At 71.7% G+C, this 10,943-nt stretch carries 11 protein-coding genes and 1 pseudogene; 6 read left to right on the plus strand and 6 right to left on the minus strand.

Translation table 11 applies throughout. From position 1 onward, the window contains the following. Window positions 1–707 precede the first annotated feature (707 nt). Entirely contained in the window at window positions 708–2,342 is a 1,635-nt protein-coding gene (locus tag AB0D59_RS49565) for an amidohydrolase (protein WP_362579298.1), read from the minus strand. A 12-nt stretch (window positions 2,343–2,354) separates the two neighbouring features. Next, window positions 2,355–3,848 (minus strand): APC family permease, encoded by a 1,494-nt coding sequence (locus AB0D59_RS49570; RefSeq protein WP_362579300.1) that lies wholly within the window; start codon window positions 3,846–3,848, stop codon window positions 2,355–2,357. Window positions 3,849–3,974: 126 nt separating this feature from the next. Between AB0D59_RS49570 and AB0D59_RS49575 the strand changes: the two genes are divergently transcribed. Further along, complete coding sequence (locus AB0D59_RS49575) at window positions 3,975–4,700, plus strand: TetR/AcrR family transcriptional regulator (RefSeq protein WP_362579302.1); 726 nt, start codon at window positions 3,975–3,977, stop codon at window positions 4,698–4,700. An 82-nt stretch (window positions 4,701–4,782) separates the two neighbouring features. Then, the gene (locus AB0D59_RS49580) at window positions 4,783–5,175 is read left to right on the plus strand and encodes a VOC family protein (RefSeq protein WP_362579304.1); all 393 of its coding nucleotides are present in this window, start codon (window positions 4,783–4,785) and stop codon (window positions 5,173–5,175) included. Window positions 5,176–5,181: 6 nt separating this feature from the next. Here AB0D59_RS49580 and AB0D59_RS49585 read toward each other — a convergent pair whose 3' ends face one another. Further along, a complete protein-coding gene (locus AB0D59_RS49585; RefSeq protein WP_362579306.1) occupies window positions 5,182–5,487 on the minus strand; it encodes a DUF4235 domain-containing protein in 306 nt (101 codons plus the stop codon). 16 nt (window positions 5,488–5,503) lie between these two features. Further along, on the minus strand, window positions 5,504–6,520 hold the full coding sequence (locus AB0D59_RS49590) for a glutathione S-transferase C-terminal domain-containing protein (RefSeq protein WP_362579309.1): 1,017 nt from the start codon (window positions 6,518–6,520) through the stop codon (window positions 5,504–5,506). Between the two features lie 237 nt (window positions 6,521–6,757). Here AB0D59_RS49590 and AB0D59_RS49595 point away from each other — a divergent pair, with 237 nt between their 5' ends. Continuing rightward, complete coding sequence (locus tag AB0D59_RS49595) at window positions 6,758–7,675, plus strand: cation diffusion facilitator family transporter (RefSeq protein ID WP_362579325.1); 918 nt, start codon at window positions 6,758–6,760, stop codon at window positions 7,673–7,675. 104 nt (window positions 7,676–7,779) lie between these two features. On the opposite strand, the gene AB0D59_RS49600 is transcribed toward AB0D59_RS49595, so the two are convergent. Beyond that, entirely contained in the window at window positions 7,780–8,220 is a 441-nt protein-coding gene (locus tag AB0D59_RS49600) for a nitroreductase family deazaflavin-dependent oxidoreductase (protein WP_362579311.1), read from the minus strand. Window positions 8,221–8,318: 98 nt separating this feature from the next. On the opposite strand from AB0D59_RS49600, the pseudogene AB0D59_RS49605 reads away from it, so the two are divergent. Further along, window positions 8,319–8,540, plus strand: a pseudogene (locus tag AB0D59_RS49605) (hypothetical protein); the annotation flags it as partial. On the opposite strand, the gene AB0D59_RS49610 reads toward AB0D59_RS49605, so the two are convergent. Further along, window positions 8,473–9,105: a LysE family transporter gene (locus AB0D59_RS49610; RefSeq protein ID WP_362579314.1), complete on the minus strand. Its 633-nt coding sequence runs from the start codon at window positions 9,103–9,105 to the stop codon at window positions 8,473–8,475. The pseudogene AB0D59_RS49605 and the gene AB0D59_RS49610 overlap by 68 nt on opposite strands. A 293-nt stretch (window positions 9,106–9,398) precedes the next feature. On the opposite strand from AB0D59_RS49610, the gene AB0D59_RS49615 reads away from it, so the two are divergent. Together AB0D59_RS49615 and AB0D59_RS49620 are read left to right on the plus strand one after the other, a co-directional pair. After that, window positions 9,399–10,640, plus strand: coding sequence for a cytochrome P450 (locus tag AB0D59_RS49615; protein WP_362579317.1), 1,242 nt, complete (start codon window positions 9,399–9,401; stop codon window positions 10,638–10,640). Between the two features lie 12 nt (window positions 10,641–10,652). Further along, window positions 10,653–10,853 carry a ferredoxin gene (locus AB0D59_RS49620; protein WP_362579320.1) on the plus strand — a complete coding sequence of 67 codons (201 nt, stop codon included), beginning with the start codon at window positions 10,653–10,655 and terminating at the stop codon, window positions 10,851–10,853. Window positions 10,854–10,943: the final 90 nt, after the last annotated feature.

Here is a 10,943-nt window from a genome sequence, read left to right on the forward strand (position 1 = left end):
AGGGGGTACGACTACTGCCTCGACGGCCGACGAAGTGGAGCGGGCCGCCGACCTGCCCTTGGAGGACGAACGGCCCCGTGTCCGCTCGGTTCTCGAACGCGACGAGCCGCCCGTCCACGGCGGATTCGTCCTCGACACCGCCGGCCTTGCATGAACGGCCCGCCCCTGTCGAAGCGCGCTCTTGCTACAGGGCGGTACCTGCGTCGCCGCCTCAGCTGTGTCGGTCAGCGAGCACTCGCGGCCCATCAGGCGTAGCGCGACCCCCGGATCCGAGGTGCGTGGCCGCTCCGGGAAGGCCAGCGGATCCGACGCCGGCCGCCCCGTATGCCCGATCAGCGCCCGCCCTGCTTCGATCGGGCAGGACACCCACGGCCTGCGGCAGGTCCCACGACGTGCACTCCTCGAACGCGGCTCTGCCGTTCACCGGGTCCATGTCCCGGATCCGGCACGAATACCGGGCGCGCGCGAACTCCGGATGCTCACTGACGGGGGTCTCGAAGGGCAGGTCGAAGGTGACGTCCTGAGGCATGTGTTTCCTTTCGGGCGACAGTGCGCAGAGTCCCCCCGTCCCTGCGAACGGGTGGCCTGTCGGCCACCCGTGCACTCGAACTGGCCTTCGTGGCTCGAAAGTTGAGCCGTGAGGCGCTACGAGGCTGCCCAGAGCGTAAATGATCTACGCGTGACCTGACCGTGACGTGTGTTACTGCTCATGCCTCCTGAGCTGAGTACACTCGCGCGCCCCCCACGTACGTGTGCGCGACGCGGGTGTCCGCGATGCGCTCCGGGGGACCGGCGAACGGATCGCGGTCCAGGACCACCAGATCCGCGAGCGCGCCGACGGCCACCCGCCCGGTGTCGTCGAGATGGTTCACGTACGCCGAACCGGCCGTGTACGCCCTGATCGCCGCCGCGAGTCCCAGCCGTTCCTCCGGCAGGAACACCGGCGCGTCGCCGCCCGGTTCGACCCGGTTCACCGCGACATGGATCCCCTGGACCGGGTCGGGGCTGCTCACCGGCCAGTCGCTGCCGGCCGCCAGCCGCGCCCCGGCGCGCAGCAGCGCCCCGAACGGGTACTGCCGTCCGGCCCGTTCGGACCCCAGGAAGGGGATCGTCAGCTCGTCCATCTGCGGCTCGTGCGCGGCCCACAGCGCCTGGATGTTCGCGGTCGCGCCGAGCCGGGCGAAGCGCGGTACGTCGGCGGGGTGCACGACCTGGAGATGTGCCAGGTGGGGCCGCGTGTCGCTGGGGCCGTTGGCGGCCCGCGCCGCCTCGACGGCGTCCAGCGCGTCCCGTACGGCCCGGTCGCCCAGCGCGTGGAAGTGGCACTGGAAGCCGAGCGCGTCCAACTCGGTCACATACTGGGGAAGTCGCGCCGGGTCGATGAAGCTCTTGCCCCGGTTGGCCGTGGCACAGCCGCACTTGTCGAGGTACGGGTCGAGGAGCGCGGCCGTGCCGTTCTCGGCGACCCCGTCCAGCATCAGCTTGACCGTGCCCGCCCGGAACCGGCCGTGGCTCAACGCGGCCCGCTTGTCGACGAGTTCGGGGATCTGCTCAGCACCGCGCTCCCGGTCCCACCACAGCGCGCCGACCGCGCGCGCGGTCAGCGAACCGTCCCGGGCCGCCGCCAGATACGCCTGCGACGGGTCGTCCATGCCGAGGAAGTCCCCGACCAGCGCGTCCTGCCAGGCCGTGATGCCCAGCGCGTGCAGATGCCGCTGGGCGTGCAGCAGCGCCGCGAGCCGGTCCGCCGCGGTGGCGGGCGGCGCGAGCCGGCCGACCAGCCGCATCGCCCCCTCCTGGAGCGTTCCGCTCGGCACGCCGGACGCGTCCCGCTCGATCCGCCCGTCGGTCGGGTCGGGCGTGTCGCGGTCGATCCCGGCCAGCTCCAGGGCCCGGCTGTTGACCCAGGCCCCGTGATGGTCCCGGTTCGGCAGATACACCGGCCGGTCCGGTACGACGGAGTCCAGCAGCTCCCGCGTCGGGGTACCGCCCTCGAACGCCTCCATGGACCAGCCGCCGCCCAGGATCCACTCCCGCTCCGGATGCGCCTCGGCATAGGCGCGTACGGCGGCCACGGACTCCGCGGCGGTCCGCAGTCCCGTCAGGTCGCACTGGCTCAACTCGAGCCCGGCAGGCACCGGATGGACGTGCGCGTCCTGGAAACCGGGCAGCAGCAACCGTCCGGCGAGATCGACCACCTCGGTGCGCGGCCCGGCGAGCCCCCGCAGTTCCCCTGCGGAGCCGACGGCGGTGATGCGCTCACCGGTGACCGCGACGGCGGTGACCGCCGGTCCCTCGGGGGTGAGGACGGGGCCACCGGTGAAGAGCAGATCTGCGTGCATCGTTCCTGTTCCTTAGTTGGGGGTCGTGAGCAGCTGGGGTGCGTCGGCGTCGGTACCCTCGCCGGTGCGGAAGTACGGCGAGCGGCGAACGTACTTCGCCCATCCGGCCGCGACGAACCCGGACACGATCATCACCAGCGGGGTGGTCAGCAGGAACCAGCCGTTGTCCGCGCTGACCTCGAAGTGGTCGGCCGAGGTGTAGAAGGACCAGCCGAGGTAGCCGCCCAGGCCGAGCAGCGCGCAGGCGCTCAGCGCCGGGAGCACCACCGCCCGGACACCCTGCCGCCGGTCCTCGCGCAGCAGCGCCCGGAAGCGCACGGCGGCGGCCAGCGCGGTGAGCGCGTACGACAGGGCGACGACGATGCCGACCGCGTTCACCGTCGCCATGATCATGTCGGCCAGCCTGGGGATCACCAGGGCGAGCGCGGCGACCGCCGTGGCCAGCGCCCCGATCAGCAGCGTCCCGGCCGCCGGAGTGCCGTACCGGGGACTGACCCTGGCCCACACCGGCCCGAGGGTACGGTCCCGGCTCATCGCGAACATGCCCCGCGCCGTCGGGATCACCCCGGCCTGGAGCGAGGCCATCGCCGAGAACAGGAGCGCCACCAGTGGCAGCGCGGCCCACGGCTGGGAGGCCAGCCGGTCGCCGAAGAACGCCAGCCCCTCGGCCCCGTGCCCGGCCAACTCCCGCTCCGACAGCACACGTTGGAAGGCCACCGAGCCCAGCAGGAACAGCCCCAGCATGGTCACCAGCGTGATCAGCCCGGCCCGGGAGGCGTCCCGTGGGTCGCGGACCTCCTCGTTGACGGTGAACGCGGCGTCGAAACCCCAGTAGCAGAACACCGAGAGCAGCAGACCCTGCGCCAGCGCCGTCGCCGACGGGATCGCGAACGGGTCGAACCAGCTCAGGCTGAAGGGGTGCGGGCCGGTGACGATGCCGTAGCCGCAGAACCCGAGCAGCACCACGTACTCGAAGACCAGCAGACCGGTCTGGAGCCGGGCGGCGGTGCGGATGCCGGTCACCGCGGTGAGGGTGACGGCGACCAGCACGACGACGCCGACGGCCGTGGTCTGCGCCGTCGAACCCGGGTCCAGGGCGAGCCCGCCGACGCGGTGCACTCCGGCCTCGCCCGCCAGTTGCAGCATCGCCGACCCGGTGACCGCCGTGGTGTACGCGAGAAAGGCGATCGTCGCCACGATGTTCACCCAGCCGACCATGAAGCCGAGCCAGGGATTGAGTGAACGGCCCACCCACACATAGCCGTTGCCCGCGTTCGGCTCCACCCGGTTCAGCCGGGAGTAGGCGCCCGCGATACCGAGCACCGGCAGGAACGCCAGCAGCATGATGGCCGGCAGATGCAGCCCGACCACCCCGGCCGTCACCCCCAGACCGATGCCGATGCTGGTGGTCGCGGCCGTACTGGACGCGGCGACCGCGACGCCGTCGAGGACGCCGAGGGACCTGCGCAACTCAGGAGGGTCGACTGGGTAGGGCTTGTCGGTCATGGCCAGCACTCCGCTCACACCTGGGGGCCGGACCTGGTCGGCCCCGGTGACCGCACATGAAACTGCCGGCGCACTTCACAGGTCAACGGTGTTGTCATAAGGTGCGCGACCAGGAAGGGAGGCCCCATGAGCGAACGAGTCGTCCCGGCCGCCGACCGGCGGCGCAGACGCCCCACCAAACAGGGCGTGGTGCTCTCCGAGGAGCTGATCGTCGAGACCGCGCTGCGGCTGATCGAGGAGCACGGCGCAGAGGCCCTATCGGTGCGCCGCCTCGGCCGCGCCCTGGGCGCCGACCCCAGCTCCCTCTACCGGTACTTCCGGCACACCGACGACCTGATGCTGGCCGTCGCCGACGAGCTGATCGGCCGTACCCTGCGCGTCTGGCGGCCCACCGGCGACTGGCGCGCCGACCTGCGCGACCTCGGACTGCGCATGCACGCCGGCGCCCTCGCCCATCCCCGGGCGGCGGTGCTCAGCGCCCACCGGGTGACCGGGCGCGGCCACGAGATCCAGGCCGTCGAGACCATCCTCGGGGTGCTGCGGAGCGCCGGCTTCCCGGACGCGGAGGCGGTCCGCGTCTACCACGCCTTCGTCGACCAGGCCCTCGCCTACGGCGCCCTCGACTCCGCCAACACCGCCCTGCCCAGGCCTGCCCGCGAGGCCGAGGCGGACGTGTGGCAGGCGACGTACGCCCGGCTGCCCGCCGCCACCCACCCGAACATCGCGGCCACCGCCCGCCACCTGGTGGCCTCGATGCGGGGCAGCTCCTACCCGGCCGCCCTGGACCTGCTCCTCACGGCGGCCGGGGCCCGGCTCGCGCAGATCCGCGCCGCCGAGGACGTACGCCGATGACCCCGACGGGAAGTGGCCGGCGGCCGACTGAATGCGGTGATGGGGGACAGACGGACGGGAAGGACCTTCCCAGGGAGGAAGCATGGCACTGGTGACCGCGGCCGTCGTGGTGCTCGACTGCGCCGAACCCGATAAACTCGCCTATTTCTACCGTCAGTTGCTGGAGGGCGAGGAGAGCGAGGTGTCCGCCGACCTCGTCGAGGTGCGCGCCGCCGACGGCGGCCGGATCGCCTTCCGGCGGGACGTCAACGCGACCCCGCCCAGCTGGCCGCGCCCCGAGAACTCGCTCCAGGCCCATCTCGTCTTCCTCGTCGAGGACCTGGACGAGACGGAACGCCGGGTGGTCGGGCTCGGCGGCCGGCCGATCGAGGCGCGGGACCCGGCCGGGCCGTACGAGGAACGTGGGTACGCGGACCCGGCCGGGCACTCCTTCACCCTGCGCCTGGTGCCGCTCTCGGCACCCAAGCTGGGCTGAGACCGCTCAGTCCCGGCCGCCCTTGCGGGTCGTCGGCCATGCCCCGGTGGAGCGCTCGATGGCGGTGGCGCCGGTGCGGTCCACGGCACTGCGCACCACCGCGAAGACGGCGCCCTGGAGGGCCGCGGCCAGCAGCACCTCGCCCCAGCCGCGGTCCCGGTCCAGGGCGTCCGGCGCGTCCTCCTCGCCACGCAGCGCCATCCAGGTCCGGCGGAAGGCCAGTGCGCCCAGCGCCCCGCCGGCCCAGCTCAGCAGAAAGCCGAGCGGTGCGTAGACGAGAGGGAGCTTCTGTTTCTTCGTGCGCTTGGCCATGTGTGCCTCCGCGTTGTCAGGGCCGCCCCGCGACCGGGACCTCCTCGGCCGCCGGCACCGGGCCGGGCGGTGTCCCGTCCCCGAAGGGCCGGCCGCCCAGCTGCTCCCGGTGATGGGGCGTCAGCCACCCGGCGAGATCCGGGCCGAGGGGAACGATACGGGTGGGGTTGATGCCGGTGTGCACCTGGTAGTAGTGCCGCTTGATGTGGTCGAAGTCGACGGTGTCACCGAATCCCGGCGTCTGGTAGAGGTCCCTGACGTACGCCCACAGCACCGGGTTCTCCGTCACCTTCCAGCGGTTGCACTTGAAGTGGCCGTGGTAGACGGCGTCGAACCGCACCAGCGTGGTGAACAGCCTGATGTCGGCCTCGGTGATCGTGTCCCCGACCAGATAGCGCTGCCCGGCCAGCCGCTCGGCGAGCAGGCCGAGCCGCCGGAACACCGCCGTGCACGCCTCCTCGTACACCTTCTGCTCGTGCGCGAACCCGGCCCGGTAGACACCGTTGTTGACGTCCTCGTAGACCTCGGCCATCACCGTGTCGATCTCGTCCCGGTGCTCGGCCGGGTACAGGTCCGGCGCTCCCTCCCGGTGCAGTGCGCTCCACTCGGTGGCCAGGTCCAGGGTCAGCTGCTGGTAGTCGTTGGTGACCAGCCGCCCGCTCGGTACGTCGACGATCGCGGGCACGCTCACCCCGCCCGGGTAGCCGGTCTCCCGGCGGTCGTAGGCCTCGCTGAGGAACCGGATGCCGAGCACCGGGTCACGGTCGTCGGGGTCGAGGGCGAAGCGCCAGCTGCGGTCGTCCTGGATCGGGTCGGTGACGGCCAGCGACAGGGCGTCCTCCAGGCCGAGCAGCCGCCGTGACACCAGTGCCCGGCTCGCCCACGGGCAGGCACGGCTGGCCACCAGACGGTAACGCCCGGCCGTCACCGGCCAGCCGTCCCGCCCGTCCGCCGTGATCCGGTCCGCGAAGTGACTGGGGGACCGTTTGAACGCCTTGTGCCCGAGCGAGGTGTTGCCGCTGTCACCGCTCATGGTGCCTCCTTGTCGATACGCGCCCGATGGACCGTGTTCCCCGATGCTGCCCGATTCGCTCCTCCCGTACGGTGTGATCAGCCCGTGCCGGGGCAGTCGGCCGTCGTGAGTGGGATTTCGTCGCAAGAACAGCCGAAAGAACAGCTGCGAGAACAGCCGGAAGGGCAAACGCAAGAGCAGCCGCAGGAGCAGCCGGGGCGGCATTCGGAGCGGTCGCACGCCGATCGCAGGACACGGCTGACCGTGTTCGTGGCGCTCGCCGCCAATCTGGTGATCGCCGCGGCCAAGGCCGTCGGCGGAGTCGTCGCCGGCTCGCCCGCGCTGCTGTCCGAGGCCGCGCACTCCGTCGCCGACAGCCTCAACGAGGTGTTCCTGCTGGCCGCTCTGCGCCGCAGCCGCCGCCCGCCCGACGAACGGCATCCCTTCGGCTACGGCAAGGAGCGCTTCTTCTGGTCGCTGCTCGCGGCCGTCGGGATCTTCGTCATGGGTGGCTGCTTCTCCGTCTTCCAGGGCGTCGAGGCGCTGCGCAACGGCGCGCAGGAGAAGCTCAGCGGCTATGTGGCGGGCCTGATCGTGCTGGGCGTCGCCCTGCTCGCCGAGGGCGCCTCGCTGGTCCGGGCGCTGCACCAGGCCCGCCGGGAGGACCGGGGGCTGCGGGATCCGGCGCTGCGCACGGTCGTCGCCGAGGACGCCACCGCGGTCCTCGGGGTGCTGCTCGCGATGACCGGCATGGTCCTGCACATGGTCACCGGGCAGGTCGCGTGGGAGGCCTCCGCCTCACTGGCCATCGGCGTCCTGCTGGTGTACGTGGCCTACCGGCTGGGCGCCGACGCCCGCGCCCAGCTGATCGGGGAGGCCGCGGACCCGGAGCTGAGCCGCACGATCCGGGAGCGGCTGGCGGAGGAGCCCGAGATCGACAGCGTGGAAGCGCTGTTCACGATGAAGCTGGGCCTCGACTCGACCCTCGTCGCGGCCCGGGTCGACCTGGCGCCCGGCCTGGACAGCGAAGAGGTCGAGGAGATCCTGGTGCGCATCAAGCGGTCCCTGGACCGGGAGTTCGGCGGGACCGACCAGATCTTCCTGGACGTGACCGACCGCTCCGCGCGGGAGGCGGCAGAAAGCCCCGCCGCGACGGGGGAACGCGGCGGGGCCTGACATTCGGCTGCCCGGCCCGAAGCCGGTTCATGCCTCCGGGAAACAGATTTTTCTAAATTCCGACGTTCCCCGGCCGGAAAGGATTCCCGGAACCGTCAGTTCCCCTATTGCGGCTCCAGCACGAACACCGGGATCTCCCGCTCGGTCTTCTTCTGGTAATCGGCGTACGGCGGATACGCGGCGACCGCCCGCTCCCACCACTCGGCCTTCTCCGCGCCGGTGATCTCACGGGCGGTCATGTCCTGCTTGACCGGCCCGTCCTGGAGCTCGACATGCGGTTGCGACTTGATGTTGAAGTACCAGACCGGATGCTTGGGCGCACCGCCCTGCGAAGCGACCACGGCGTACTTCCCGTCGTGCTCCACCCGCATCAGCGGCGTCTTGCGGATCTTCCCGCTCTTCACTCCCAGGGTGGTCAGCAGGATGACGGGCATCCCGGTGTCCATCAGGGTCGTGCCCTTCGTCCCGCCGGAGCTCTCGTACAGCTCGACCTGATCGCGTACCCAGGCTGCCGGGCTGGGCTCGTACTCGCCCTCAAGAGGCATGTGAGGTCCGTCCCCTCATCGCTTCCAAGACTGACGCCACGATTCAACACCGGGAGCGCCCCGGATCATCCACACGACACCGGGCCCTCCTTACCGGGGTCCGGCAGACCGCGAACCCCACGGGGCGCTCGTATCACGCCAGTTTCGCCCTGCACCTCACCGTCCGGGACGGTGAGGTCGTACGGCACCACGTCTACGAGGACAGCCTCGCCGCCGCCCGGTGCCTTCGCGCCCTGACCGCGGGCCGGGGGCTCAGCCCGGCGACAGCACCATCCGGGCCGCCAGCCCCAGCATCACGCAGCTCGACAGCAGCGCCGTGACCAGGCGTCCCCGGTGGCCGGTCAGGCCCCGGCCGAGCAGCGCGCCGCCGCCCGCCAGCAGCAGCTGCCAGCTCGCGGAGGCGGCGAAGGCCGCCAGGACGAAGACGCCCTGTTCCGGCGGCGGCGCCGGCTCGGCGGAACGCGTGCCGACCACCAGGGCCGCGAAGTAGATCACCGTCGTGGGGTTGAGCAGCGTGATCCCGAGCAGGCCGAGATACGCCCGTCCGGGACCGGGTACCGGCCGCTCGGCCCGGGTCGAAAGACGCCGCTCCCGGTACTGGCGCAGCGCCGCCGCCGCACCGCGTACCGCGAGGCCCACCAGGACCAGGGCCGAGAGCAGGCGCAGCGGCCCGAGCACCGGCAGCAGCGCCGTCGCCAGCGCGGCGCCGCCGACCGCGGCGAGCAGGGCGTAGAGGCCGTCCGCGCTCGCGACGCCCAGTGCGGCACAGGCGCCGGTCCGCAGTGACGTGCGGGCTGTGAGGGACACTAGATATGTGCCGACCGCGCCGACCGGGACGGCGATCCCGTACCCGGCGAGCAGGCCGGCGACGAGCGCGGCCGTCACGGACGTGCGGGCTCGGGCCTCCAGGGGCGCCTCGGCTGCTGCTGGACCCGCCCCCGACCGACGGTCGCGAAGGTCAGCGGCACCATGGCGTCAGGAGTGTTCATGCGCAGATCCTGGGGTCCGCCTCGTCGCCCCGGCAAGCGAATTTCGGCCCGGAATCGTCCCCCGACCGCGTGGGGTTCGGCCAGATCACCCGATTCACCGATCTGGCTGAACTTGCGGTCGCCCCATAGGTGCCCCGGGCATCTAATGAAGATCGGCACGACGTACGACATTCGTCTGCGAGGTCTTCCATGAACGAACTGACGGACCTGACGGAACCCACTACTCCAGACCACCAGGCCGACCCTGTGGCCTGGCCGCAGGACCGCACGTGCCCCTACCACCCGCCCACCGGCTACGACCCCCTGCGCGACGGAACCCCGCTGTCCCGTGTCACGCTCTACGACGGCCGCACCGCCTGGGCGGTCACCGGCCACGGCACGGCCCGGGCGCTGCTCTCCGACCCCCGGCTCTCCAGCGACCGCCGACGGGACGACTTCCCGATGCCGAACGCCCGGTTCGCGGCGGCCCGGGAGCGCCGCAAGGTCGCCCTGCTCGGCCTCGACGACCCCGAACACCAGACCCAGCGCCGGATGCTGATCCCGGACTTCACCCTCAAACGAGCGACCGGGATGCGGCCGGCCATCCAACGGATCGTCGACGAGCTGCTCGACCGGATGGTCGCCCAGGGGCCGCCGGCCGACCTGGTGAGCGCCTTCGCCCTGCCCGTGCCGTCCATGGTCATCTGCGACCTGCTCGGTGTGCCGTACGCCGACCACGAGTTCTTCGAGGCGCAGTCCCGGCGGCTGCTGCGCGGTCCGGCGCCCGCGGACTCCCTGGACGCGCGCGACAAGCTGGAGGCGTATCTCGGCGACCTGGCCGACCGCAAGAGCCGGGACGAGGCGCCCGGCGAGGGCGTCCTCGACGACCTGGTCCACGAGCGGCTGCGCGAGGGCGCCCTGGACCGCGACGAGGTCGTCTCGCTGGCCCTCATCCTGCTGGTCGCCGGGCACGAGACCACGGCCAACATGATCTCGCTCGGCACCTTCACCCTGCTCCAGCAGCCCGAGCGGCTCGCCGAACTGCACGCCGACCCCGCGCTGGTGCCCGCCGCCGTCGAGGAACTGATGCGGATGCTGTCCATCGCCGACGGCCTGCTGCGCGTCGCCCTGGAGGACATCGAGGTGGCCGGCACCACCATCCGCAAGGGCGACGGCGTGCTCTTCGCGACCTCGGTCATCAACCGCGACGAGTCCGTGTACGACGACCCCGACGCCATCGACTGGCACCGCCCGACCCGCCACCACGTGGCCTTCGGTTTCGGCATCCACCAGTGCCTGGGCCAGAACCTGGCCCGCACCGAGTTGGAGATCGCCCTGCGCACCCTGTGGGAGCGGCTCCCGGACCTGCGGCTCGCCGCACCTCCAGAAAAAATCCCCTTCAAACCCGGCGACACGATCCAGGGGATGCTGGAACTCCCCGTGACCTGGTAAGAGGCTCCTGCCATGCACATCGAGATCGATACGGACGTCTGCATCGGAGCCGGTCAGTGCGCCATGACGGCCCCCAACGTCTTCACCCAGGACGACGACGGCTTCAGCACCCTGCTCCCCGGCAAGGAGGACGGCGGCGGCGACCCGCTGGTCCGGGAGGCGGCCCGGGCCTGCCCGGTGCACGCCATCACCGTCAAGGAACCGACGGGCTAGTGCCGTGACAGGCAACGTTCGCCCCGTCGCGACGCCCGGCACGCACTCTCGCCGCACCAGCCGAAGACCCAAGTACGTCCAGTACGAGGG

Source organism: Streptomyces sp. NPDC048417 (genome assembly GCF_040651615.1).
Lineage (GTDB): Bacteria > Actinomycetota > Actinomycetes > Streptomycetales > Streptomycetaceae > Streptomyces.